The 24077-nt window shown below is 61.9% G+C and carries 31 protein-coding genes; 17 read left to right on the forward strand and 14 right to left on the reverse strand.

The genetic code is table 11. The annotated features are described in order from the left end of the window. Positions 1–7 precede the first annotated feature (7 nt). A complete protein-coding gene (locus ACTAQJ_RS18110) occupies positions 8–1258 on the reverse strand; it encodes an FAD-dependent oxidoreductase (protein ID WP_498698204.1) in 1251 nt (416 codons plus the stop codon). A 108-nt stretch (positions 1259–1366) separates the two neighbouring features. Between ACTAQJ_RS18110 and ACTAQJ_RS18115 the strand changes: the two genes are divergently transcribed. After that, positions 1367–1831: a MarR family transcriptional regulator gene (locus ACTAQJ_RS18115; RefSeq protein WP_431117127.1), complete on the forward strand. Its 465-nt coding sequence runs from the start codon at positions 1367–1369 to the stop codon at positions 1829–1831. Here ACTAQJ_RS18115 and ACTAQJ_RS18120 read toward each other — a convergent pair. Beyond that, entirely contained in the window at positions 1778–2179 is a 402-nt protein-coding gene (locus tag ACTAQJ_RS18120; RefSeq protein WP_498698206.1) for a hypothetical protein, read from the reverse strand. The genes ACTAQJ_RS18115 and ACTAQJ_RS18120 overlap by 54 nt on opposite strands. Between ACTAQJ_RS18120 and ACTAQJ_RS18125 the strand changes: the two genes are divergently transcribed. Next, entirely contained in the window at positions 2151–2528 is a 378-nt protein-coding gene (locus tag ACTAQJ_RS18125; protein WP_498698208.1) for a cyclophilin-like fold protein, read from the forward strand. The genes ACTAQJ_RS18120 and ACTAQJ_RS18125 overlap by 29 nt on opposite strands. 26 nt (positions 2529–2554) lie before the next feature. Here the strand turns inward: ACTAQJ_RS18125 and ACTAQJ_RS18130 are convergent, their stop codons facing one another. From ACTAQJ_RS18130 to ACTAQJ_RS18140, 3 genes are all read right to left on the reverse strand, one after another. After that, positions 2555–3055 carry a methyltransferase family protein gene (locus tag ACTAQJ_RS18130; protein WP_498698210.1) on the reverse strand — a complete coding sequence of 167 codons (501 nt, stop codon included), beginning with the start codon at positions 3053–3055 and terminating at the stop codon, positions 2555–2557. Between the two features lie 39 nt (positions 3056–3094). Continuing rightward, positions 3095–3430, reverse strand: a complete 336-nt coding sequence (locus ACTAQJ_RS18135; protein WP_498698211.1) for a hypothetical protein — start codon at positions 3428–3430, stop codon at positions 3095–3097. A 255-nt stretch (positions 3431–3685) separates the two neighbouring features. After that, the gene (locus ACTAQJ_RS18140) at positions 3686–3970 is read right to left on the reverse strand and encodes an NAD(P)-dependent oxidoreductase (protein ID WP_498698212.1); all 285 of its coding nucleotides are present in this window, start codon (positions 3968–3970) and stop codon (positions 3686–3688) included. A gap of 289 nt (positions 3971–4259) precedes the next feature. Here ACTAQJ_RS18140 and ACTAQJ_RS18145 point away from each other — a divergent pair, with 289 nt between their 5' ends. The 4 genes from ACTAQJ_RS18145 (at position 4260) to ACTAQJ_RS18160 (ending at position 6968) form a co-directional block, all read left to right on the forward strand. Next, positions 4260–4463, forward strand: coding sequence for a hypothetical protein (locus tag ACTAQJ_RS18145; RefSeq protein ID WP_498698214.1), 204 nt, complete (start codon positions 4260–4262; stop codon positions 4461–4463). Positions 4464–4555: 92 nt separating this feature from the next. After that, on the forward strand, positions 4556–5359 hold the full coding sequence (locus ACTAQJ_RS18150; RefSeq protein ID WP_431117122.1) for a DUF1206 domain-containing protein: 804 nt from the start codon (positions 4556–4558) through the stop codon (positions 5357–5359). Positions 5360–5451: 92 nt separating this feature from the next. After that, positions 5452–6387: an SDR family oxidoreductase gene (locus ACTAQJ_RS18155; protein WP_498698216.1), complete on the forward strand. Its 936-nt coding sequence runs from the start codon at positions 5452–5454 to the stop codon at positions 6385–6387. Positions 6388–6413: 26 nt separating this feature from the next. Continuing rightward, positions 6414–6968, forward strand: coding sequence for a cysteine hydrolase family protein (locus ACTAQJ_RS18160; protein WP_498698217.1), 555 nt, complete (start codon positions 6414–6416; stop codon positions 6966–6968). On the opposite strand, the gene ACTAQJ_RS18165 is transcribed toward ACTAQJ_RS18160, so the two are convergent. From ACTAQJ_RS18165 to ACTAQJ_RS18180, 4 genes are all read right to left on the reverse strand, one after another. Then, positions 6917–7819: an AraC family transcriptional regulator gene (locus ACTAQJ_RS18165; RefSeq protein WP_431117119.1), complete on the reverse strand. Its 903-nt coding sequence runs from the start codon at positions 7817–7819 to the stop codon at positions 6917–6919. The two genes, ACTAQJ_RS18160 and ACTAQJ_RS18165, sit on opposite strands and share 52 nt — an antisense overlap. 224 nt (positions 7820–8043) lie before the next feature. Beyond that, positions 8044–8304 (reverse strand): hypothetical protein, encoded by a 261-nt coding sequence (locus tag ACTAQJ_RS18170; protein ID WP_431117118.1) that lies wholly within the window; start codon positions 8302–8304, stop codon positions 8044–8046. Beyond that, entirely contained in the window at positions 8297–8569 is a 273-nt protein-coding gene (locus tag ACTAQJ_RS18175; protein WP_431117117.1) for a GlsB/YeaQ/YmgE family stress response membrane protein, read from the reverse strand. Before ACTAQJ_RS18175 ends, ACTAQJ_RS18170 begins: the two co-directional genes overlap by 8 nt. Before the next feature lie 324 nt (positions 8570–8893). After that, positions 8894–9142 (reverse strand): CsbD family protein, encoded by a 249-nt coding sequence (locus tag ACTAQJ_RS18180; RefSeq protein WP_498698224.1) that lies wholly within the window; start codon positions 9140–9142, stop codon positions 8894–8896. Between the two features lie 128 nt (positions 9143–9270). On the opposite strand from ACTAQJ_RS18180, the gene ACTAQJ_RS18185 reads away from it, so the two are divergent. Further along, positions 9271–9720: a hypothetical protein gene (locus ACTAQJ_RS18185; RefSeq protein WP_431117115.1), complete on the forward strand. Its 450-nt coding sequence runs from the start codon at positions 9271–9273 to the stop codon at positions 9718–9720. A 117-nt stretch (positions 9721–9837) separates the two neighbouring features. Here ACTAQJ_RS18185 and ACTAQJ_RS18190 read toward each other — a convergent pair whose 3' ends face one another. Beyond that, positions 9838–10542: an alpha/beta fold hydrolase gene (locus tag ACTAQJ_RS18190; protein ID WP_498698225.1), complete on the reverse strand. Its 705-nt coding sequence runs from the start codon at positions 10540–10542 to the stop codon at positions 9838–9840. 47 nt (positions 10543–10589) lie between these two features. Beyond that, entirely contained in the window at positions 10590–11159 is a 570-nt protein-coding gene (locus tag ACTAQJ_RS18195) for a YdeI/OmpD-associated family protein (RefSeq protein ID WP_498698226.1), read from the reverse strand. A 181-nt stretch (positions 11160–11340) separates the two neighbouring features. Between ACTAQJ_RS18195 and ACTAQJ_RS18200 the strand changes: the two genes are divergently transcribed. From ACTAQJ_RS18200 to ACTAQJ_RS18230, 7 genes are all read left to right on the forward strand, one after another. Then, positions 11341–12813: a fumarylacetoacetate hydrolase family protein gene (locus ACTAQJ_RS18200; protein WP_498702216.1), complete on the forward strand. Its 1473-nt coding sequence runs from the start codon at positions 11341–11343 to the stop codon at positions 12811–12813. Continuing rightward, positions 12806–13474, forward strand: coding sequence for a GntR family transcriptional regulator (locus tag ACTAQJ_RS18205; RefSeq protein WP_223947254.1), 669 nt, complete (start codon positions 12806–12808; stop codon positions 13472–13474). The genes ACTAQJ_RS18200 and ACTAQJ_RS18205 overlap by 8 nt, the downstream gene beginning before the upstream one ends. Before the next feature lie 85 nt (positions 13475–13559). Next, positions 13560–15074, forward strand: coding sequence for a 5-carboxymethyl-2-hydroxymuconate semialdehyde dehydrogenase (gene hpaE / locus ACTAQJ_RS18210; RefSeq protein WP_223947253.1), 1515 nt, complete (start codon positions 13560–13562; stop codon positions 15072–15074). Between the two features lie 29 nt (positions 15075–15103). Continuing rightward, on the forward strand, positions 15104–16201 hold the full coding sequence (gene hpaD / locus ACTAQJ_RS18215) for a 3,4-dihydroxyphenylacetate 2,3-dioxygenase (protein ID WP_498698231.1): 1098 nt from the start codon (positions 15104–15106) through the stop codon (positions 16199–16201). Positions 16202–16204: 3 nt separating this feature from the next. Next, the gene (hpaH, locus tag ACTAQJ_RS18220; protein ID WP_498698232.1) at positions 16205–16990 is read left to right on the forward strand and encodes a 2-oxo-hept-4-ene-1,7-dioate hydratase; all 786 of its coding nucleotides are present in this window, start codon (positions 16205–16207) and stop codon (positions 16988–16990) included. After that, the gene (locus tag ACTAQJ_RS18225; protein WP_498698233.1) at positions 16975–17778 is read left to right on the forward strand and encodes an aldolase/citrate lyase family protein; all 804 of its coding nucleotides are present in this window, start codon (positions 16975–16977) and stop codon (positions 17776–17778) included. The genes hpaH and ACTAQJ_RS18225 overlap by 16 nt, the downstream gene beginning before the upstream one ends. A 51-nt stretch (positions 17779–17829) precedes the next feature. Then, entirely contained in the window at positions 17830–18276 is a 447-nt protein-coding gene (locus ACTAQJ_RS18230) for a hypothetical protein (RefSeq protein WP_498698235.1), read from the forward strand. A 54-nt stretch (positions 18277–18330) separates the two neighbouring features. Here ACTAQJ_RS18230 and ACTAQJ_RS18235 read toward each other — a convergent pair whose 3' ends face one another. Continuing rightward, complete coding sequence (locus ACTAQJ_RS18235; protein WP_477515424.1) at positions 18331–18705, reverse strand: nuclear transport factor 2 family protein; 375 nt, start codon at positions 18703–18705, stop codon at positions 18331–18333. Positions 18706–18766: 61 nt separating this feature from the next. After that, positions 18767–19297 (reverse strand): hypothetical protein, encoded by a 531-nt coding sequence (locus ACTAQJ_RS18240; RefSeq protein ID WP_477515425.1) that lies wholly within the window; start codon positions 19295–19297, stop codon positions 18767–18769. Between the two features lie 296 nt (positions 19298–19593). Between ACTAQJ_RS18240 and ACTAQJ_RS18245 the strand changes: the two genes are divergently transcribed. Beyond that, entirely contained in the window at positions 19594–20802 is a 1209-nt protein-coding gene (locus ACTAQJ_RS18245) for an aspartate transaminase (protein ID WP_498698237.1), read from the forward strand. A 21-nt stretch (positions 20803–20823) separates the two neighbouring features. Beyond that, positions 20824–21498, forward strand: a complete 675-nt coding sequence (locus ACTAQJ_RS18250; protein ID WP_498698239.1) for a 4-carboxy-4-hydroxy-2-oxoadipate aldolase/oxaloacetate decarboxylase — start codon at positions 20824–20826, stop codon at positions 21496–21498. Between the two features lie 547 nt (positions 21499–22045). Here ACTAQJ_RS18250 and ACTAQJ_RS18255 read toward each other — a convergent pair. Continuing rightward, positions 22046–22990, reverse strand: a complete 945-nt coding sequence (locus ACTAQJ_RS18255; RefSeq protein ID WP_498698241.1) for a LysR substrate-binding domain-containing protein — start codon at positions 22988–22990, stop codon at positions 22046–22048. Positions 22991–23287: 297 nt separating this feature from the next. On the opposite strand from ACTAQJ_RS18255, the gene ACTAQJ_RS18260 reads away from it, so the two are divergent. Beyond that, complete coding sequence (locus tag ACTAQJ_RS18260; RefSeq protein ID WP_498698243.1) at positions 23288–24076, forward strand: LamB/YcsF family protein; 789 nt, start codon at positions 23288–23290, stop codon at positions 24074–24076. Position 24077 lies beyond the last annotated feature (1 nt).

Here is a 24077-nt window from a genome sequence, read left to right on the forward strand (position 1 = left end):
GAGATGGTCATCTGTCGGCAGACTCGGGAACCGCATCCCAGTCGATGTGATGACCGTACAGCCAGTCGAAGTTGTCCGCCGCCTTCCGGGCAAGTCCCCGGAAAATGGCACGCATAGCCAGGTCCTGCAGCACGCGGGTGAACTGGTTCCTGACCTTGGGCTGAGAATTCCGACGGCCCCAGGCGACCACTGTCTCCGCACGGGGGCGGCGCTCCACTTCGTAGGCCGCAAACCGGGTGGTGAGGCTTCCTGGTTCTATGTCGTCGCTCGTGGCTCCCCGAAGGGCGCGGCCCAGTGTGACGGCGTCCTCGATTGCCATCGACGCGCCCTGCCCGGAGGACGGGGAAGCGGCATGGGCGGCATCGCCCACCAGGACCATCCTGCCTCGGTGCCAGCGGGGGATGCTGGGGAAATCGAACGTGGAATACGGCTTGATGATGTCTTCCGTGGCGCGAATCAGAGCCGCCATCGGTGTCCGGTCTCCCTTTACCAAGCTTGTTAACCAAGCCCGGAGTTCGTCCTGTCCCAGCAAAGACGGATCAGTACTGGAGCGCTGCAAGGGATTCGCGAACCACCAGATCCTGCCGTCGGGGCTGGGCATGTAGCAGTAGAAGCAGCGCTTGCCGAACACCATCTTCATGCGCCCGGGGTTCACACCCAGATCCGCATGCTTAAGCGCCAGAGCGGCGGTGTCGGCAGGAATGATGCCGCCCGTGTTGAGCAGCGGGATGGCGCGCGGTGCGGGCGAGGCGGGGTCGATCAGCGGCCGCACCGCCGAGCGCAGCCCGTCGGCGCCCACCAGCATGTCGCCGCGGGCGGAGGTGCCGTCGTCGAAAACTGCCGTGACGCCGTCGGGCAGTTCCTCCACCGCTGTCAGTCGCCTGCCGTGCTCGATCCGGATCCCGCGGCGGAGTGCTTCCTCGTGCAAGAGGGTGTATAGCTCCGAGCGGGTCATGGTCCGGGCCGTGGTGCCATCCGGGAGGCTGCCGCCGAAATCGAAATCGATCAGGTGGCGACCCGTGCTGCCCAAGTACATGGACATGAGCGGGGTGCTGAAGCCCAGTTGCGCGGCTTGCTCCTTGAGGCCCAGCGTATCCAGGGCGTCGAAACCGTTGACGGCGAGGGTGAGGAAGGCGCCGACTCCGTCAGAAGGTCCATTGTGCGCCTCAAAAACGGTGGCGGAGTGGCCAGCTTTCTGGAGTGATAGGGCCGTGGAAAGGCCCGCTACGCCGGATCCGATAACAAGACAGTTCAGCACGGGAGCTCCTTTGTGGAATTTATTTCGTTCGGTTAAAAGAAATATAATCGTGAGTTCTGTGCCCGTCAATCGTTTCGGTCAAACGAAAGACTTTGCTAGCCTCGGAGCATGACGAATCAGGGGCAACGCGAAGCTCTGCTGGAAGCCGTTTATGCGTCGGGCCGGGAGCTGTCCACTGCCGCGATCATGTTTCACACCACGCTGTCTGAACTGCGGGGTTTGTCGGCGACGGAGGGCAAGGCCATCGATATCCTGCTGCGCCACGGCCCCATGACGGCGGGCGAATTCGGTGAACACTCCGGGCTGGCCCCCGCATCGGTCACCGGGCTCATGCAGCGACTTGAAAGCAAAGGCGTGGCGCGGCGCGTAAAGCACGGCGAGGACAAACGGAAGGTCCTGATCGAGCTCGTCGGGGACCAGGTTGCCGCAGCGGCGCCCTATTTCACCGATTTCATGGCCGGGATGGCCACGCTGCTCGAAGGCTACAGCGACGACGAACTCCGGATCATCGCCGACTACTCAAGCAAGGCTGCGCGCGTCCAGCAGGAGGCGGCCGCTCGGCTGAGCCAGTGAGTTGGCTGAGGGCGTTTGGTGCGGCTCGAGTTCGGCCGCCGTCAACTCCGCTCCGATATCAGCGGTGGTGTTCCAGAGGGTCCCTTCCAGTACCTGTAACAGCAGAGGCTCCCGCTCGCCGTCGTTAGCTGTTTTGCTGGAATGGACCGAACTTTCCGCCGAGGTGACATTCTGCATGCGAATGACGAAGCAAACCCTGGTTGTGATGATTGCGATGACGTTCGCGCTTACCGGGTGCACGACGGCTCCGGGCAGTCCGGCCTCGACAAACACGGCGACGACTTCGCAGGAAACTGCGAGCCCAAGGGAGGCAGGAACGATGACCGCCAAAGAGACCCGCGAAGACACTCCGATCAGCATCCGGATTGACGGACGGACCGTGAACGGAACTTTGTCAGGGAACGCGACCGCCCGCTCGCTGATTGAACAGTTTCCCTTGACGCTGTCCTTCACTGACTTTGGCGGGCAGGAGAAGCATGCTGAACTACCGGAGGCCTTGTCCCTCGACGGCGTCCCTGCCGGCGATGATGCTGAGCCGCTGACGATCGGGTACTACGCGCCGGGCCAGGCCCTTGTCCTCTACTACGAACCTGTTGGGCATTTCACCGGAATTGTACGGATTGGAACCTTCGATGACCTCGCGGCGATCCGTGAACGTAGTGGCCGTTTCGAAGCCACCCTGAATCTGAGGGATTGAACGCCACTTCCCCGTCGCCCCCGCCGCTACCCCCGCCAAGGCGTCAGTCGCGGCCACCACCCCGGAACGTTATGCCGGTACTCGAGGTACTGCTCGCCGTACGTGTCAGTGAGGGTGGGTTCCTCGTAGGCCTTTACGAAAGTGACGACGGCGATGAGGGCTATCGCAGCATAGGTCACGAGCCACCAACTGCCGAAGAGCAGCGCTTGGCCGAGGATAATTGTGAGCACTGCGAGGTACATGGGATTGCGCACGAATCGATAAACCCCGGTCACAACCAGCGTCTGGGTTGGCGCAACCGGCGCAGGCGTGCCCCGGTGGAGGGCGAACAGCGCGAAGGCGTGAAGCAGGAAAGCAACCCCTAGGGAGATCGCGATCCAGGCGACGGGCACCACCAGCCACGCCAAGCCGTCCCAGTCGTAAGGCCGCCATCCCGAGATGAGCCACGGGATGAGACCTGCCACGATGCCGGGCGCGAGGAAGAGGAAGACAATGGTCCCGATCCACGCCCGCGCTGACTGACTCATGTCAGTCAGGTTAGCCCTCGGCTTGAGGGCCGGCGCAACTCAGGCCGCCAGCCAAGCCCCCGCCATTTTCGATCCTGCCAGGGCCGGCAGGGAAGACAGCGACGCCAGATCCGGATCCGCTGGGCCGGGATCAACCCGAACCGGCAACTCGTGGAGCATCGCGTAGCCCTGAAGTTGTTCAAGCGCATCCGGCTCGATCAAAGCACCCGTAAGGTCCATCTCGACATCCCGGCCGTCGGCCAGGCTGTTGGTGCGTTGAACAATTGGATACAGCGCGTGGAGATTGGAGGTGGTCACGTGACCGGTTGCTGCGATCTGGATCTGTGCTCCGTCAAGGTCGACTCGAACAACTACAGAGAGCTTCTCGCTGGTCAATATGCTGCCTTTCATCCGTTCGCTGCCACGCTGCAGCCACCCCAGCGTAGGCAGCAAATGTGATCTGCGCAACATTACTTCGGTGCGGCGCGGCACCACGACAGCCCACCGAGAATGCGCTACGCCATGTACGCGAGGTCTTCCGCCGCCACTGGAAATTGCAGTGCTTCCCCCTGGATAGCAGCAAAGCTTCGCCGACTGCGCTTGCCGCCATCCGCTCCAGCTCGTTACCCAGGGACCCCGCAACGTGGGGTGTCAGCAGCACGTTGGGATGCGCGTAGAACGGTGAATCGGAAGCAGCACCCACGGCGTCGTCATGTCCAGCACAGCGTACAAATCGCCGCCCTCAAGCCGGGCCAACAGGGCGTCCTGGTCCACCAACTCGCCGCGCGAGGTGTTGATAAACGTAGCCCCCGGCCGCATCCGTTCGATACGACCGGCGTCGATGAGGTTCTTTGAGGACGGTAACGACGGCGCGTGGAGGCTGACGATGTCGCAGCCCGCCACCAGTTCGTCCAGAGTTGCAGGAGGGCGGAGCATCTTCGCATCACTGGTGTACCTGGGGGGGGGCGAGGCACCTGCAGCGGTTCCTGCCGCCGTCGTGATTGACGACGACGGAGCGCGCGTAAGGGGTCACGTTACCCTGTCGACGGGGCAGCACCTGGAGGTCCTTTTCGCCTTCTGAACCTGCCTTCCCAGCAAGCTTTTCCAGCCGCGTGGATTCTTGAGTGAATCTTGAGATGACCCGGCGTCCTTCTTGAGGGCCCCGTCCCATGGTTGAACTATCAGCCAATGGAGTTGATGGGAACTCTCAGGAAGGACCACCGAAATGCCTGACCAGATCGCAGCCACGTCCCTGAATGCCGGAGCTGCCCACGTGAAGTCTGACTCCCTCGCGGGTACCGCGGAGGCCGGCGGCCATGGGGGCGAAGTCCCTGGCCAGGCCCGTGCGGTTACGTCCGTCCGCGAGCAGTTCAACCCTTTGGGTATGGGGCTTCGGAGCATCTGGCCGCAGTCGGTGTGTGGTTTTTAGCAAGCCACTAGTGCCCGTGGTCTTGTAGTCGTTCGAGTGGCACCATGGTGACAAGTCACAAAATAATAAGGAGGCTTGTCATCAAAGAAGAGATGAAGAAGGCCGCTGATGCGGCCGAGGAAGCCTCAAACTCACGTGCCCTGGCTATTTTTGCGAGGGCCGGATACGCCGTCAGCGGACTCCTGCACTTACTCATCGGGGTTATTGCGTTTCAGCTCGCCTTTGGGCGCGGCGGTGAAGCCGACGTCAGTGGCGCTGTTGCCCAACTGGCCGCACAACCGGTGGGGCCCATCCTGCTGTGGGCGTGCTTCGGCGCCTGCGCTGCCTTGGCCCTGTGGCAATTGGGCAACGCAACCCTCGGTTACCGCAAGGCCTCGGACAACAAGCCTTCCAAACGGCTTTCCGCTGTGGCCCAGGCAATCGTGTTTGCCGGCCTGGCTGCCACTATCCTGTCCTTCACCATGGGCAGGGGAAAGAACAGTCGGGAGTCGGCCAGCGACGTGACTGTGACGCTCATGAAAGCGCCATTCGGGATAGTCCTGCTTGTCGCACTTGGCGCCGGCATCATGGTCACCGGCGTTGTCTTCGCGGTGCGCGGCTTTATGAGGACGTTTGAAAAGGACCTCGCGCTGTCCGTCAATGAGCCGGCCCGCAAGTTCCAATCGGGTGTTGGCGTCGTGGGCTACATCGCCAAAGGCATAGCTCTGTTGCTCGTAGGCCTGCTGGTGGTCATTGCCGCGGTTCGCGTTCAGCCCGAGCAATCCACAGGACTTGATGGAAGCCTGCGGGCATTGAGGGAGCAACCCTATGGACCGTACCTTTTGGCCGCCGTTGCCGTGGGCCTGATCGCCTACGGATTGTTCCTCATGGTGAAGGCCAAAACACTCCGGACCTAGCCCTTAGTGTGCGTTTAGAGTCCAATGTGCCTGGGTACAGCCAACGGTAGCGTCGTAAGCCGGGAATCAGACATCTGAGAAAGGCCAGAACCATGACTCAAGCCGACCCAAACCACAGCGGACAACAAGCAAGCGGGGATCACCGCCTCACCTCGGCCCCCAAGGATCCCCGCAGCGGATATCACTCCGACGAATTTCCCCAGCAGGAACAAGAACAGCCTGGCCTGACCAAGCCCTTGAACCCCCAGCCCGATCATGGCGAGTCCAGCTATGTGGGGCACGGCCGCCTGCAGGGCAAGAAAGCCCTGATCACCGGCGGTGACTCAGGAATCGGAGCTGCCGTGGCCATTGCCTATGCCCGCGAAGGTGCCGACGTCGCCATCAGCTACCTTCCGGAGGAAGAAGAAGACGCGAAGTCGACGGCGGAATGGATCCGTGAGTGCGGGGCGCAGGCACTGATGCTGCCCGGCGACGCGCGCGACGAAAAGTTTGCGGCTGAGATTGTGGAGCGAACGGTGCAGGAGCTCGGCGGCCTTAACGTTGTGGTCCTGAACGCTGCCTACCAAAAGAACCGCGAGGGTTTGGAGACCATTCCTACCGACGAATTCGATCGGGTCTTCAAAACCAACCTGTACTCCTTGATCTGGACAGCACAGGCCGCGATTCCGCACCTTCGCCCAGGGGCGTCGATCATCGTCACGGCGTCTATCCAGGCCTTTAATCCTTCCGCCCAGCTGGTGGACTATGCCATGACCAAGGCCGCCCAAGTGGCATTCACCAAAGCCATGGCAGAGGAACTCGGGCCCAAGGGAATCCGTGTCAACGCCGTGGCCCCTGGCCCGATCTGGACGCCGTTGATCCCCGCCACCGAGTGGCCGGACAAGCTTCCAACATTCGGCCAGGACACGCCGCTGGGCCGTGCCGGACAACCTGCTGAGCTGGCACCGGCCTATGTGCTCCTCGCATCTGACGAAGGCTCCTATATTTCAGGCGCTGTGCTTCCGGTGACCGGCGGCAAGGGTCTCTGACCCGGGACAAGGAAGGATATGCGCGCATGATTGCTGTGCTGGTAATCGACATGCAGAACGCCTTTTTTGAGGAACCGGCCCTGAATCGGCGCCAGGAAGAAGTTGTTGCTGCCTGCAACTCATTGACCAGCGCAGCGCGCGGGGCAGGGGCAAACGTGCTCCTGGTTGGTACCCAGCATGAGCGGGACAAATCCACCTGGAGCCTGAACATGCTGGACGATGACCAAGGCTTCATCTTCAGGGGAAGTGAGCAGGCCAGTTTCGTTCCTGGCCTGGTGACTGCCGATTTCCCGCAGATGGTCAAAACCCGCGACAGCGCCTTCATGGGCACGGACTTGGGGATGCGCCTCAGGAACTGGGGTGTGGAAACCGTGATCCTGGCCGGGGTCTCGGCCCACAACTGCATTGCCCAGACTGCTGCTGATGCTTTCGCCCATAACATCCGGGTGATTTATGCGGCTGAGGCCGTGGCAACAGAGAACCCGGAGGCTGCCGAGGCAGTCCTCCGGGTTCTTACCCGTGAATATCGTCAGAGGGTCTTGCCGCTTGATGAGGTGCTGAAACTCTTGAAGGGCCCCTGACTGGACTCAATGGGAATCCACAGTTGCCCGCTCCCGCGGGTGCCATCCGCGTCCGGCCTGACACTGAGCAGTTCGGGGCCGCGTGCCCAAAAGTAAGGGTTGGCCGGGAACCATTCCGTAGCAGCGTCCGCCCACATGCGCTGCAGGGCGTCGGGGAATTTTCCTTCGGTTTCGAACACCACCCATTGGCCGGCGGGGATGTCCAGGCTCTCGAAACCTTCCGGAGCGGGCTGGGTTGACGCCACCGCGTGCCAATAGTCCAGCTCACTGCCCTCGCGGCGCTCTTCATCAATCTTGTCCGTTACGGACAGGGGTCCGGATGGGTCGGCGTCCGACAACGCCATCAGACGCTTCGTGGCATCCGGGTCAATGCTGCGGTGAAACTGGATGATTGCGGGGTTCGGACCTTCGTGGACCAGCGGAACGCGGACTTTGAGGCCGATCAGGCGGAAGGCCTCCTTGTTGACTATTCGGTGCTTCATGACGGTATTCCCTTCAATGCGGAGGTGGAACCTCAACTGAGGCTGGGAATGGAGGACTGCGCCAGGTTGCCGCGCTTCTGACGGGGTAAGCCCATGCATTGCCTTAAAGGCACGCGCGAATGCCTCGGGCGATCCATATCCGTAGCGGAGGGCAACATCCAGCACCGTTCCGCCGGCGATGATCTCCGCGGTGGCGGACGTAAGGCGGCGTCGTCGGATGTACTCCGAAATCGGAATGCCGGCCAAGGAGGCAAACATCCTCCTGAAGTGATATTCCGACGTCAATGCCGTTCGCGCCAACGTGCTGACCTCGACCGATTCAGTAAGGTCCTGCTCGATGAGCTCAAGCGCCCGGGTCCAATGCTGCACTGTCCCTCCATTCCTGGCCATCACGCTACGGTGCCGGATCAGCCGCTGCCCCGACTATCCATGCCCGAAAATATCAGGCCCGCGAACATCAGCCCCGCGGCGATGCACTTCGCAGCGCCAATGCATTTTCGCAACGCCAATACCGGGCAAAGCAAGAACCCGGAGGCCGCAACTGCAGTCTCCGGGTTCTTGTCGTTTTCAGGACCCTTGCGGATGCCTGAGTGTTAAGGGTGTCCTGTGCCGGAAGCTTCGTCATCCGGTTCGGACGAGAACGGCCTGTCCGCGGGTGTGTCCTCCGTATTGCGCTCGTCGAGCTCCGCGTCCGCAGACGGGACCGTCTTCTCGGCGTAGTCGCCTGCGGTATAGTCCCCGCCAGCGTCTTCTTTCAGGGCCTCAGGAGATGCTCCGGCAGCGCCGTAATCACCTTCTGCGTACTGACCCTCAAGGTCGTCCTGGTTGGTGTTGGGCGTGGTTTCGTCAGCCATGGTGGGCCCGGCGTCCTCCTGTGGCCAGGCCGTAAATCAGCAGAACGATGATGGATCCGCCGATGGCCAGGAGCCACGTTCGAATGGCGAAGAATTCTGTCAAGCCCTCGCCGAAGATCAGGCCACCGATCCAGCCGCCCAACAGGGCGCCAACGACGCCCAACAGCAAGGTGACTAACCAGCCGCCTCCCTGACGTCCGGGAAGAATGAGCTTTGCGAGGGCTCCAGCCAAAAGGCCGAGCAAAAGAAAACCAAAGAAACCCATTTTTGCTCCTACTTTCTTGTTGATGGAAATTCCATGAACTCGGTGAAGGGGTTCCGTTCATCGGTTGTAAGTTCCAGCGGCTAACCGCTGTAACAGGGCCACTTGAGGCCCAGTGGAATAGGGGCGGACGTTATTTTGCAAACGTCTCCTGCAAACGTCGATGAGTTATTAAATGCAGCCAAAAGCACTCCTGTCCAAGGGGCCGGACCGTAGTACTACAACAGCAACGCTAGCTGGTCCCGGGAACAACAGCAAGTAACCTTGCTATTTTGCCGGTCAGGGTCCTGACCCCTCGAGCAGGGATCGTATGGCCTTGAAATCTGGCTACTTGTCGCCGAAGGCGTCCTTCGCGGCGTCCTTGACGTGCTCGCCAGCCTGCTTCACATTGGCCGACGCTTGCTCGCCCGCACCCTCGGCCTGGAGGTCCCGGTCGCCTGTGGCTTCGCCGGTCTTTTCCTTGACCTTGCCCGTTGCTTCTTCCGTGGCATTCTTGATCTTGTCATCCAGTCCCATGGTTTTCACTCCTCGGGTTGCCATGTGGTTGTAGCCTGCGGGTTTTCCGCTGGTTGGCATTAAAGTTTAGTCCTCTTTCTCAATTCAGCAAATGGCCATTAACCATCCAGCCTTGAAAGAGCACACGTGACAGTGGGTGAAGGCCGGACTAGTGTCGTAGGAATAGCACCTCGAAAGGAGTTGGTCCTGTGAAAGGGAAAGCATTGTTCGCCGCCGGCATCGCTGTTGGCTATGTGTGGGGGTCCAAGTCTTGGCCGGAGGTGTATCGGCGCGTTCGCGGAGGCGCCCAAAAGGTCTGGAAGAACCCGGAGGTTCAAGAGAACGTCCATCAGGCCACTGAAACCGTCCAGGAATCAGTCCCCGACATCCTGGACAATCTGTACGCCGCGGGCAAGAAGCTCCTGGAGAAGGCAGAGACGATGTTTCCGGGCATCCTGGAGCCAAAGTCCGGGCATCAAGGCAACTCCAGCACCGGTTCCTCTGCTTCTGCTTCCGCTCCGGCTTCTACTTCGATGCCTCCAGTCAGGTCGGACGTAGTATCCGATCCTGCGCTCGATGATCAGACGGGAAGTGATTGGACGGACGAAGGCGGCGCTGCGCCGGAGGGGCCGGCGACCAACACGCCGGCCAAGCCCTGAGCGTCAGCAGGTAAGCATCAAAGACAGGCAAGCCTCAAAATGTCCGTCTTTCCCGGGGGTTCCTGTTGCCCGAAAGGCCCATCCCGCCGTCGAGCGTTACTTGGTGCGCGTCGAGCGTTACTTGGTGCGCTCGACGGCCGACAGGATGGCTTCGCCCAGTTCACGTGGCTTGGTGAACTGTGGCCAGTGTCCGGTGGGTAGGTCGATGTAGTCCACGTCCCGGATCCGCGCGAGTTCCGCTGTGAACGGGTGCCCGGCATCCATCCACTCCTGAAGCAGTGATGATGGGAACTGGCAGGCGATGATGGTGGCCGGGACGTCATAGCGCCGGACATCGTGAAGGTGTTGTTGGTCGAAGGCGACGCCCTTCGGTTCCGGGATGGCCCGTGCGCGGAAAGCTTCCTTGAGGTCATCGGTGAGGTCGATGAGGTCCGCGTCTTCAAAGCCTTCCCAGGGCGGGAGCGGAATTTCGTCGCCGTCCTCGGGCAGTTCGTCATTGATCACGCCGCCCTCGCCGAGTGGCCCGCTGTCCACATAGATGGCCCGGTCCACACGATCCGAACGGGCGTCAACAACTCCGTGGATGATGGCGCCGCCGCCTGAATGGCCCACCAGCACCACATTGCCGCCAAGGGAATCCACCTTGTCCACCACGGCGTCGATGTGTGTGCGAAGGCCAATCCCGGCGCGTGGGGCGTCAACGGACTCCAGCCCGGGAAGCGTGAGGGGGTGAACCGGGTGCCCAGCGGCGACAAGCGGCGGCGTCACCTCCGCCCATGATGAAGCGTCCAACCAGAAACCAGGTACAAGGATGATGTCCATGCGGGTACCCTACGGGAGTCCATGCGGAGGATGCACTCATTTTGAATTTACGTCTTGCCCGTCAGCTTCCCGAGGGAACGTGCCATTGCCCTGGCGCGCGAGTCCGGAGTGCGGGCCTTGAGCAACTGCAGGATGATGAGGTACCGCTCGGTCTTACCGAGGCTTTCGAACGCTTCGCGGGCTGTGGGGTTACTGGCCAAGGCCGCTGCAAGGTCTTCCGGGACCTCCGCGTTGGCCTGCGAAACGTAGGCGGCTTCCCAGCGGCCATCAGCCTTTGCGGTCTCGATCTCAGCAAACCCCGCGGGATGCATGCGCCCCGATTTGATCAACGCCTCCGCCTTGCCAACGTTCACCTGTGACCATGAGCTCCGCGGCCGGCGCCGGGAGTATCGCTGCAGGAAAGTCGTTTCGTCATTGCCTTTGCGCTGCCCGTCGATCCAGCCGAAACACAGGGCGCCGTCCAGGGCCTCCCCAATGCTGAGTAGTTGGGCGCCGGCGTTCTTCTTGCCGATCACGAGCCAGGCTTCGGCGCTTTTTTCGTGGTTCGCAGCGAGCCATGACTCCCATTCGGAACCGTTGGCAAACCTCAGCAGCTGGAGCTCCTTCTTTTCCGGCACGTACTTCCTTCCACTGTTTTGAACAACCACTATGGGCGGACGATTGTGTTTTGGGAAAGGGGGTTGACGGCTTGCTGTTCAGGGGTAATAGTTATCGTATACGATTTCGTACTCGATGGATGTTCGATCAGGAGGAGGCGCCGTGACATTGGAGTTCCGGACCGAGGAAGTCAGCCAAGACATGCTGGCCCGTACGCGCAAAGTCATTGCCGTCCATATCAATTACCCTAGCCGGGCGGCCCAGCGCGGGCGCACTCCCGGGCAACCGTCGTACTTCCTGAAGCCGCCGTCTTCCTTGGCGCTCGGTTCCGCCGACGCTCCTGGCATCGTTGAGCGCCCTGCTGGCTGCGAACTGCTCGGTTATGAAGGCGAAATTGCCCTCGTCATCGGGAAGTCGGCCCGCCGCGTTGGCCTCGGGGATGCCTGGAGTCATGTTGCTTGGGTGACCGCTTCCAACGATCTGGGCGTCTACGATCTCCGCTACGCAGACAAGGGCTCCAACGTCCGGTCCAAGGGAGGCGACGGGTTCACGCCGGTGGGTCCCTTGTTGATACCAGCCGACGCCGTTGATCCAGCCCAGCTGCGGATCCGCACCTGGCACAACGGCGACCTCGTCCAGGACGACACCACCGAGGACTTGCTCTTCCCGTTCACGCAAATCGTCGCGGACCTCTCCCAGCTGCTCACGCTCGAAGAGGGCGACATCATCCTGACCGGCACCCCAGCCGGCGCGTCCGTCGCCAAACCGGGTGACGTCGTCGAGGTTGAGGTCAGTGGCGGTGGCTTCAGCAGCGGCCGCCTGACCACCAAAGTAGCGGAAGGCACGACGCCGTTCGCGGACTTTGGTGCAAAGCCCAAGACTGATGACACGCAGCGGGAAGAGGCATACGGATCGCGTGAAGCGGCGGGTCTGCCTGCTGATGTCTCCGTCCTGACGCCCGAGCTGAAAGCGAAGCTGGAAAGCGTCGCAACAGCCACGCTTTCTTCGCAGCTCCGCAAACGCGGACTGAACAACGTAAGCATCGACGGCCTACAGGCCACGCGCCCCGACCGCAAGGTAGTTGGCCTTGCCCGGACCCTGCGCTATGTGCCCAACCGCGAGGATCTGTTCAAGACCCACGGCGGGGGATTCAATGCACAGAAGCGCGCGATCGATTCCGTGAATGAAGGCGAAATCCTCGTGATGGAAGCCCGCGGCGAGAAAGGCACAGGCACCGTCGGCGACATCCTCGCGCTCCGGGCCCAGGTCCGTGGGGCCGCTGCGATCATCACCGACGGTGGCGTCCGTGACTACTCCGCAGTGGCCGATCTGGAGATGCCAACGTACTTTGCGAATCCGCACCCGGCAGTCCTTGGGCGCCGGCACATTCCGTGGGATACGGACATCACCATCGCGTGCGGTGGTGCAACAGTTCAGCCGGGAGACATCATTGTTGCCGACTCGGACGGCATTCTGGTGATCCCACCCGCCATCGCCCAGGAACTGGTGGATGACTGCATCCAGCAGGAAAGGGAAGAGGCGTTCATCTTCCAGATGGTCAAGGAAGGCAACAGCGTGGATGGCCTTTACCCGATGAACAAGGAGTGGCAGACGCGGTACGCAGAGTGGGTCACAGCTGACTGGCAGAGCCGGCAAGGAGCCCAAAGTGACTGAAACCGCCGTCGAAAGCGCCGCTGCACAAAGCAAGTCCCAACAGGCGTATACCGCCGTCAAGGCCAGGATCGTGGAAGGCATCTACACACCGGGTTACCGGCTGGTGCTCGCGAAGATTGCCGAGGACCTGGGCTTCAGCGTGGTCCCCGTCCGGGAAGCGATCCGCCGCTTGGAGGCTGAGGGGCTGGTGAAGTTCGAGCGGAACGTTGGTGCCACGGTCTCCGGGATTGACCCCACGGAGTACCTGTACACGATGCAGACGCTGAGCATCGTGGAGGGTGCGGCCACCGCTTTGTCCGCGCCGTTGATTGATTCCGTTGCGATTGCCCGGGCCCGCGCCGTGAACGAGGAAATGCGGGAATGCCTGGAGCACTTCGACCCCGTTCGTTTCACCGCGCTGAACCAGGACTTCCACAGTGTCTTGTTTGAGCACTGCCCCAATCCGCACATTCTTGACCTGGTCCATCGTGGATGGAACCGGCTGGCATCGCTCCGCTCGTCTACGTTCCGCTTCGTTCCCGGCCGCGCGCAGGAATCGGTGCAAGAACACGAGGCGCTGCTGCAGCTCATCGAGTCTGGAGCGGACGCCGACACGATCGAACACGCCGCCCGCCGGCACCGCGCCGCAACACTGGACGCCTACCTCGCCACCACCAACTAAAGCAACGCGGGGTCACATATGGCCCCCAAACGCACCCAACATGGGCCATAAGTGACCCCGGGTTGGATGAAAAAGGAAGACAACGATGACGACCCCTGTAGAAACATCAGCAAAGCATCACGTGCCCGAGAACCTGCCCACGCACATCCAGCACTTCATCAACGGTGAGTTCGTAGACTCCGTTTCCGGGAAGACTTTTGACGTCCTGGATCCGGTATCCAACGGAAATTACGCCACGGCAGCGGCCGGCCAGAAGGAAGACATCGATCTCGCTGTGGCAGCAGCCCGTGAAGCGTTCGTCAATGGCCCGTGGCCGAAGATGAAGCCGCGCGAACGTGCCCGTGTGCTGAACAAGATCGCCGATGCCGTGGAGGCCCAGGAAGAGCGCCTGGCCGAGCTGGAGACCTTTGATACCGGCTTGCCGATCACCCAGTCCAAGGGCCAGGCGTTGCGCTCAGCCGAGAACTTCCGCTTCTTCGCGGACCTGATCGTGGCACAGTTCGATGACGCCATGAAGGTCCCGGGCTCGCAGATCAACTACGTGAACCGCAAGCCGATCGGCGTCGCGGGCTTGATCACGCCGTGGAACACTCCTTTCATGCTTGAGTCCTGGAAGCTCGCTCCGGCGCTGGCTACCGGCAACACGGTGGTCCTCAAGCCCGCCGAGTTCACTCCTTTGTCCGCGTCACTGTGGGCGCAGATCTTCAAGGATGCCGGCCTGCCCGACGGCGTGTTCAACCTGGTCAACGGCCTGGGCGAAGAAGCCGGCGACGCACTGGTGAAGCACCCGGACGTGCCGCTGATCTCCTTCACCGGTGAGACCACCACGGGCCAGACGATTTTCCGCAATGCCGCAGCCAACCTCAAGGGCCTGTCCATGGAGCTCGGCGGGAAGTCCCCGTGCGTCGTGTTCGCCGATGCCGACCTCGATGCCGCAATCGACTCCGCCTTGTTCGGTGTCTTCTCCCTCAATGGCGAACGCTGCACCGCCGGCTCCCGCATCCTGGTGGAGCGGGCCATCTACGACGAATTCTGCGAAAAGTACGCCGCCCGCGCCAAGAACATCGTGGTGGGCGATCCCCACGATCCCAAGACCCAGGTGGGTGCGCTGGTCCACCCGGAGCACTACGAGAAAGTGGCGTCCTACGTGGAGATCGGCAAGTCCGAAGGCCGGCTGCTTGCCGGTGGCGGCCGACCCGACCACCTGCCCGAAGGCAACTACATCGCACCCACGGTGTTTGCAGACGTCGCGCCTGACGCGCGGATCTTCCAGGAGGAAATCTTCGGGCCGGTTGTGGCCATCACGCCGTTCGAGAACGACGACGAAGCCCTCGCCTTGGCGAACAACACCAAGTACGGCCTGGCGGCCTACATCTGGACGCAGAACCTGACGCGGGCCCACAACTTCTCCCAGAACGTGGAAGCCGGAATGGTGTGGCTCAACAGCCACAACGTCCGCGATCTCCGCACCCCGTTCGGTGGCGTCAAGGCATCCGGTCTGGGCCACGAGGGCGGCTACCGTTCCATCGATTTCTACACCGACCAGCAGGCCGTGCACATCACCCTCGGCTCCGTGCACACACCCAAGTTCGGCGCCTAGTACACCCCTTTCAACGAAGAGAGACCATCATGAGCAACCCCTTCACCGGCCCCATCCCCACCCCCACGGTGCCCGCGCCGGACATCGTGCGCTGCGCCTACCTTGAACTCGTGGTCACGGACCTCGCCAAATCCCGCGCGTTCTACGTGGACCTCCTGGGCCTGCACGTCACCGAAGAGGACGAGAACACCATCTACCTGCGCTCCTTCGAGGAGTTCATCCACCACAACCTCGTCCTCCGCAAAGGCCCGGTCGCAGCAGCTGCCGCCTTCGCCTACCGGGTGAAGTCCCCGGCCGAAGTGGACGCCGCCGAGGCCTACTACCGCGAACTCGGGTGCCGGGTGGAGCGCCGCAAGGAAGGCTTCACCAAGGGCGTGGGCGACTCCGTCCGCGTGGAAGACCCGCTGGGCTTCCCCTACGAATTCTTCTACGACGTGGAACATGTCGAACGCCTCACCCAGCGCTACGACCTCTACTCCGCCGGCGAACTGGTCCGCCTTGACCACTTCAACCAGGTCACCCCCGACGTCCCTCGCGGTCGCAAATACCTCGAAGACCTCGGCTTCCGCGTCTCCGAGGACATCAAGGACTCCGACGGCGTCACGTACGCCGCGTGGATGCACCGCAAGCAGACTGTGCACGATACCGCCCTGACCGGCGGCAACGGACCCCGCCTGCACCACATCGCATTTTCCACGCACGAGAAGCACAACATCATCCAGATCTGCGACAAGATGGGCGCCCTTCGCATCTCCGACCGGATCGAACGCGGACCCGGACGCCACGGCGTGTCCAACGCGTTCTACCTCTACATCCTGGACCCGGACGGCCACCGCGTGGAGATCTACACCCAGGACTACTACACCGGCGATCCGGATAACCCCACGGTCACGTGGGACGTTCACGACAACCAGCGCCGCGACTGGTGGGGCAACCCAGTCGTTCCGTCCTGGTACACCGAAGCTTCCCTGGTCCTGGACCTGGACGGCAACCCCCAGCCCGTCATCGAACGCACTGACGCTTCAGAAATGGCCGTCACCGTCGGAGCCGATGGTTTCTCCTACACCCGCCCCTCAGGTTCATCCGGCGAGGCTGCTGAAGGTTTCAAGTTGGGGGCGCAGGTCTAAACCATGATGGACGCGAAGACGATCGAAGCCATTGCCGACGAACTGCTCGAGGCCGGCCGGAACCGCAAGCCGGTCCCGCGCCTCACCGCCCGCTACCCTGACATGACGGTGGAGGATTCCTACGCCGTGCAGCAGTTGTGGCGGCGACGGAACGAGGAAGCGGGGCGCACGTTGGTGGGGCGCAAGATCGGCCTCACGTCCAAAGCCATGCAGGCCGCAACCGGCATCACCGAACCGGACTACGGGGCGATCTTCGATGACATGGTCCTTGAAACCGGCTGCTCCGTGCAGTGGGACCAGTACACGCACCCCCGTGTCGAGGTGGAGCTCGCGTTCGTGCTGAAGGACGCACTCAAGGGCCCTGGTTGCACGATTTTCGATGTCCTCAACGCCACAGACTACGTGGTTCCGGCCCTCGAAATCCTGGACTCCAGGATCGAAATGGAGGGCCGGACCATCGTGGACACCATCTCGGACAACGCCGCGATGGGGGCCATGGTGGTGGGTGGCCGACCGGTGCGGCCGGACGCCGTCGACCTCCGCTGGGTCTCCGCGATCCTGTACAAAAACCAGACCGTGGAAGAGACCGGAGTGGCAGCCGGAGTGCTTGATCACCCGGCCAACGGCGTGCACTGGCTGGCCAACAAAATCGCCGCGCACGGGGACTCAATGAAGGCCGGAGATATTATTCTTGCGGGCTCGTTTACCCGCCCCATGTGGGTGTACAAAGGTGATACCGTACACGCGGACTACGGACCTTTGGGAGTCGTGACATGCAATTTCGACTGAACCCCACGTTCTATTCAGCCCTCTCAGAGGCTGGCCGTCCGTTGGCTGGCATGTGGGTTTGTTCGGGTAGCCCGTTGGTGGCTGAGGTCTGTGCGGGATCCGGGCTGGACTGGCTCTTGATCGACGCCGAGCACAGTCCCAACGGCCTCGAATCGATTCTTGCGCAACTCCACGCCGTGAGTGGCTACCCCGTTCAGGCGATGGTCCGCCCGCCGGTCAACGACACCGTGGTCATCAAGCAATACCTTGACCTCGGAGTGCAGAACCTCCTGATTCCCATGGTGAATTCTGCGTTCGAAGCCGCGTCCGCGGTGGCCGCCGTCCGGTATCCGCCTCTGGGTGTTCGTGGTGTGGGTTCTGCTTTGGCCAGGGCGTCACGCTGGAACCGTGTTCCTGACTACCTTGCTGCTGCTTCAGAATCGATCAGCCTCACGGTTCAGATTGAATCCGAGGCGGCGGCTTCTGCTGTGGAGGAAATCCTGGCCGTCGATGGCGTGGACGGCATCTTCCTTGGCCCTTCGGACCTCGCAGCTTCCATGGGTTTGCTGGGACAGCAGGAAAATCCCTTGGTGAGGGCCGTCGTCGAGCATTGCCTTGAAGCTGCCAAAGCGGCCGGCAAGCCAGCCGGCGTGAACGCCTTCAATGAGTCCACCGCCCGCGCGTACCTCGACGCCGGTGCCTCCTTTGTGCTGGTAGGCGCCGATGTTGCTGTCCTGGCCCGGGCCTCGGAAGGGTTCGCCTCGACGTTCATTCCCGTGTCCGAAACGGCGGAGCGCGACAGCTACTGACGTACCCGGATGGGTTAGGCTCGACGAACCAGAGCCTGAGGGGGCAGCGCTATGAATCGTCGTGCGATAGCTGTGTTTTCCGTAGTCTCCGCGCTGGGGCTTACTGGCTGCTCGGCTCCGGCCGGGTTGAAAGCACTGGAGCGGGAAGCGTCGGCGGAGGACAAGCTTCCGGAGTCCGTGAGCCTTACCGGCGTGGATCTGAACGTCGAGGCCGGGACAGCCCGGTTGCTGGCAACCCACGACGACGTGAAGTACTTCGGGGCTAAAAGTTCCACTTCCGGGACCGTTTGCTTGATTGCGGTACCCGGAGGATTGACGGAGCGGTGGAGGGCCGGTTGCGCAGCGGTCGCGACAAGCGAGCAGATCGTCACGATCTCTGGCGCGGACGGTACAGAGGCAAAGCTCATCAACGACGGCGTCGACACAAACCGACCGGAATATCAGGGCTGGACCCGGGTCCACGAGAATGTGCTGATCAGCAAGCCATCCCGCTACTGAACCAAGTAGCGGGTGAGCGGCGCCGCCGTATATCTGGCCCGCCCTACTTTCGTATTAGTTGGGTTCGGCGGGGGTGTCTTTCCGCGCCATGTACCACTCCGTGAACTCGCGCGCACGGCCGTCCTCGGCAAAGCGGATGACCCAAAGGTTGTCGTAGGTGGGCTCACCGTTGAGGTATGTGGTCACGGCCTGGACGAAAGCCGTGTCACCATCCTGGCCAAGGAGTGTCCACTCGAAGGTCCAATCATCGGGCTTGTCGCCAGCGTCGGTCCATGCTTGCACGATTTCTTCATGGCCGTTCCACGGTGATTCAGTGTTCGGCCTGTCGTAGTAGATGGCGTCCTCAGTGAACAACGCCCGGATGTCATCGGGCTCATTCGAGGTCCACGCGCGTATGTATTGGCTCATCCAGGAGTTCACGTCGGTCATGCCTCCGTTCTACCCTCCGGGACCTGGGGGTTCAACGGTGGGGAGGTAACTGGGAAGGCTTCTACGCTGACCGGGTGTGGCCTCGTGTCGACCGGCGAATGTGGTCCTGCGTCAATCCGGTGAGTGAGGCAAGCTCGAGCTCGTCGCAGACCTGGGTTTGTAGAGCCATGACAATCAAAGCTTCGCGGCGTTCCGTGATCTGGTCGCGGTGCCCTTCTGCCGCCTTCAACTCCTCGCTCTTGGCCTTCAGCGCGTCGAGTTGTGCGTTGCGGGGGAGCCCGCTCGCTTGGAGGTCGTCATAAGCCAAGGCGATGTTTCGTACTGCCCGAATGCTCTCACCAGTCACGGCCGAGATGGTTGCCAACGTGAGCCCATCCTCCAATGTCTGGGCGATCATCTCGTTCCGGGCAGCGGCCAGAGTGCGGATTGCACTGCAGGCGTGGGAGAGGAGCTGCCTGTGCACTCCGAGGGCGCGCGTGAGCTTGGCGTGCTCCCCTTTGGCCGCAGCCCGGGCCGGGCGGGGTGCCTTGGCTCGATAGGTGTACCGCCCGGTGCGTAACCGGTCTGAAACGGAAGTGGTTGAGGCTCGCATTGGCTCCCTTTCCGACGATTGGCGAACACTTCTGAGCTATGAATCTAGGCTGCGTTCACCGAGCCGCGGAAATACCAATACCGCGTGAACCCATAAGCAAAGTGCATGGAAGCAACCCATATAAGCGAGAAAACACGTCGAAGGGCGCGCGAATCCCTGTACAGGCCCAGACGTCATAAGAGTCCCTTATTGATCCACGCACATTAGGTCTTATCCACAGCGCTCGCGGATCCCTAGTCTCGAAAAAGGGGATGCGCGAATCCGCGCGTCCCGGGTTCCACATTCCTGGAGGAGACATGTCCGACTACCTGCCGGCGTCGAGGGTCACCCGCATCAAGTCCTCAGCCAGCGTTGCGGCCGCCGCCCGCGTCCGCGAACTAAAAGCTGAAGGCATCCCGATCATCGACCTGACCGTCGGCGAGCCGGACTTCGACACCCCTGACCACATCAAGGCCGCAGCCATCGAGGCGATCAAGGCCGGCGAGACCAAGTACACCTCGGTGACTGGGACACCCGAGTTGCAGGCGGCCATTCTGCACAAGATCGAGAACCACACTGGCCACCACTACGAGCAGAACCAGCTGACTATCGGCGGCGGAGCCAAGCAGGTTCTCTACGTTGCGCTCATGGCCTCGCTCAACGCTGGCGATGAAGTGATCGTCCCGGCACCGTACTGGGTTTCCTACCCCGATATGGTCCTCGCCAACGATGGCACACCGGTGATCGTTCCTTGCGGCGAAGATACAGGCTTCAAACTCACGCCGGCTGCCCTGGAAAAAGCCATCACCCCCAAGACCAAGTGGCTCATCCTCAACGCTCCGTCCAACCCGACGGGCGCCGTTTACTCCCGCGAGGAATTGCAGGGGCTGGGGGCGGTCCTTGAGGAGCACCCCCACGTCTTCATTCTCACTGACGAGATCTACGACGAAATCCACTTCGGCGATGGCCGCGTTACCAGCCTGGTTACCGCTGTGCCGGCGCTCAAGGACCGGATCCTCCTGGTCAACGGCGTCTCCAAGGCGTACGCCATGACCGGCTGGCGCCTTGGCTACGGCGTCGGCCCGGCCCCTTTGATCGCGGCCATGAACAAACTGCAATCGCAGACCTCCTCGTGCCCGTCGTCCATCAGCCAGGCCGCGGCCGTAGCGGCGCTCAACGGAGATCAATCCTTCGTCCGCGACAGTGTGGAGGTGTACCGCAAACGCCGGGACGCCGCCGTCGAAGGTTTGAACGCTATCAATGGGCTTTCCGTTGCTCCAGCGGAAGGTGCCTTCTACGCGTACGTGAACTGCTCGGGCGTCATCGGTAAGACCACGCCCGATGGCAACGTCATCAAGAACGACCAGGACTTCACGCTGTACCTGTTGGACGCTGCCCGCGTCGCTGTCATCCAGGGCTCGGCCTACGGCCTTGGCCCCTACTTCCGGATCTCCTTCGCCACCTCGCTGGAGACCATCAACGCCGGCCTGGACTCGATCCACGAAGCCGTCAACGCCCTGTCCTAAGCCCACAGAAAGATCTTGAAAATGATCCATGTTAAGACCAAGTTCGAGCGCCCCGACGCTGACGTCGTCAGCCGTCTCTCTGCGTTTTCCTCAGCTACCATTCATGAAGCCCAGGGCCGCCGCGGCGCCTTGAGCTCCAAGATCAAGCCGATCGACCGCTCCATGTCCTTCTGCGGCCCGGCCGTCACGGTCGCTTGTGCACCGCAGGACAACCTGATGCTCCAGGTCGCCATCCACTATGCACAGGCGGGCGACGTCGTGCTGGTCGGCGCGCAGGAAATGGCCGAGGCCGGCACATTTGGCGACGTGCTGGGCAACGCGATGAAGGCCAAAGGCGTCGCCGCGATGGTCACCGATTCCGGTGTGCGCGACACCCAGGATCTGATCGAACTCGGGTTGCCTGTCTTCTCCGGCAGCGTCAGCATCAAGGGCACAGTCAAGGAAACGCTCGGCCCGATCAACCACCCGATCGTCTTCGGCGACGAAATCATCTACCCGGGAGATATCCTCCGCGGTGACGCTGACGGCGTGGTGGTTGTCCGCCGTGAGGAGGCCGAGGAAGTCATCGCTTTGTCCCAGGCCCGCGACGACCATGAGCGTGAACTCATCAAGCTGTACCATGACGGCGGCAACACCATTGAGCTCTGCGGCCTGACTGAGAAGCTGAAAGCCAAGGGCTTGCTGGTCGAAGACTAGGCTCCTCCGTCCGGGCCGGTCGCGCGTCTTGAATGGCGTCGTGGCCGGCCCTTTGGTGTGCACTTTTTTGCGCACGGAAAAGGCGCCTTGTCGGTGACAGGGCGCCTTAGGGGGCTACAGCTTTGGTAAAAGTACGACGGCGGATGGCCGGGTTCTGGGGGAGGACCGGCGAGGAGCGGGCCGGGTCGGGTTCGGGAGGGCTCAGTCGAGTCCCGAGTGTCCCGGTCGGGTGTCCACCAAGTGCCATTCGATGCTGCTTCCAGCGTGCGCGGGCATCAGGCTTCCCTCGAAGACGAACAATGGTTCACCAATGCCGCCGATCGGACGCCAAAAGCCATTTCGTGGGCAGTGAAATCCGGTTCGTGAGCTCATCGTTCCGCGCGTTGGATTCGAAACCCATCCGGCTGTGCTGATCCTTTTCACCGTTATTTCCTTTGAACTTGCCCGCGGAATCCGTGAGCTGCTTTCGAATTTCTTGCTAATTCGATACTAGGAAATTAAAACGCTGCTGAATAAGACCAAAGCTGTCTGTCCGGATAAGTGTTTGTTATGGATGGGCCGGCAACTGCACGGGGTCGGTGCCGTACTTGCTGATGAGTTGTTGATGCAGCATCTCCTTGACCACCAAGAGCACCGCCGAGGCTGCCTCGGACAGTGGCTCGTGGTCCGGGGTGCAGAGGGCGATTTTGCTTTGCAGCCCGGGCTCCACGATCCGCAGCACTTTGAAGTCCTGATCCGGGAAGAGGGCGTCGGCGGCTGACTTCGGCAGCACGGTGCCACCCAGGTTGGCGCGGATAAGCCGGGTCAGGGAGGGGACGGACTCCACTTCCCCCACGAGGCGGAGCCGCAGATCCTGGTCGGCCAGGCTCTTCTCGATGATTTGGCGCAAGGTGTGGTTCTTCTCCGGAAGGAACAGCCCCACCGTGCTCGCTTCCGCAAGAGTGACCGTGTCCTTGCCGTGGTTGACATCTACGTCGGGATGGACAACCAGGTGGAGGTCTTCGACGATCATGGTGGTAAATTGCACGCCCCGGATCTTTCCCGGCTCATAGATCAGCGCCATGTCGAGGCGTCCGTTCTTGATGGCCTCGCTCAGGACGCCGCCGAAAATTTCGGTCAAGTGGAGCACGATGTCCGGGTAGCGTCGGCCGACTTCGCTGATGATCCTGGGCGTGAGGCTCGACGCCATACTGTAGGGCGCGATCGCGATGGAGACCCTGCCGGAGGGGGCGGCGCCTGAGGAGGCCACGTCCTGCCGGGCCTGTTCAACCAGGCGCAGAATCGACTGGGCGTGGCGATAGAGGGTGTGTCCCGCTGCGGTGGGTTCAACGCCTTGCTTGCTGCGGATCAGCAGTCGCTGCTTCAGGTCGTTTTCCAGCGCAGACACCTGCTGGCTGAGGGCCGGCTGGGCAACATGGAGGGCAGCAGCTGCCTTGGTGATGCTCCCGGAGTCAACGATTTGCACGAAGTATGCGAGTTTGCGCGTATCCATGTCTGCCTTCCTGGAGGGGCCACGTCCCCGGGTGGCATGCCATGGGGAAATTCTATCTGGCAGCACTGGGACCCACGCCACAGTACAGGGTGGTGCACGTCATAACGGAGAGCTATTACGGGATAGCTATTAGGTCTTTGTGCAACGTCGTTGGGCGGTGCGAGACTTTTGGAAGAACTTCAGGCCGCGATGTGGATTGTAGAAGTCGCAGGGTATTCCCTGGAATTTATTTATCCCCTGCGGAGACAGTTGCCCGCTTTTCACCCTACGAAATAACAATCACGGAAAGAGAATCACGTGAACCCGACAATTGATCTTGTAGCGGATCTCGGAGAGGGATTTGGCGCCTACACCATTGGCGACGACTTCGACCTCCTGGAGATCGTCACAAGCGCCAATGTTGCGTGCGGGTTCCACGCAGGTGATCCGGACATTATGGCAACCATTGTTGCTGAATGTGTTCGCCGTGGGGTTGGCATCGGTGCGCATCCGAGCTTCCCGGACCTGCGAGGTTTCGGCCGGCGCGATATGGGCCTCTCCGCCAGCGAAGTACAGAACGACGTCCTCTACCAGCTGGGTGCGCTCAACGGTTTCGCCGCGTTCCACGGCACCAAGGTCACCCACCTCGCGCCCCACGGCCGGCTCGGCAACTTGGTGGCCGTACGCCCCGATTACGCCCGGGCTGTTGCTGAGGCGGCAGCGCGGGTGGATAACGAACTCATTGCGGTGGCGCAGGAAGGCGAGCTGGCCACCGCCGCCCGTGCCGCCGGTCTTGGCGTTGCAATCGTAGGAATCGTCGATCGCGCCTACCAGGAGGACGGCACGTTGGTTCCCCGCAGCCAGCCCGGTGCCGTGCTCCACGATTCCGCCGAGATTGTTGAGCGGACCCTTCGCATGGTGATTGAGGGCAAGATCCGCTGCGCCAACGGCGTGGATATGGAGATCGACGTCGACACCGTCCTCCTGCACGGGGACAACCCCGGTGCCGTCAAACTCGCCCGCTTGATCCGCTCGGAGCTCGTCTCAGCGGGTGTCCGCCTCGCCCCGCTCGCCGAGGTCATGGATGCCAAGAGGAAGGTGGCCTGAC

The organism is Arthrobacter sp. alpha11c, from assembly GCF_054149985.1.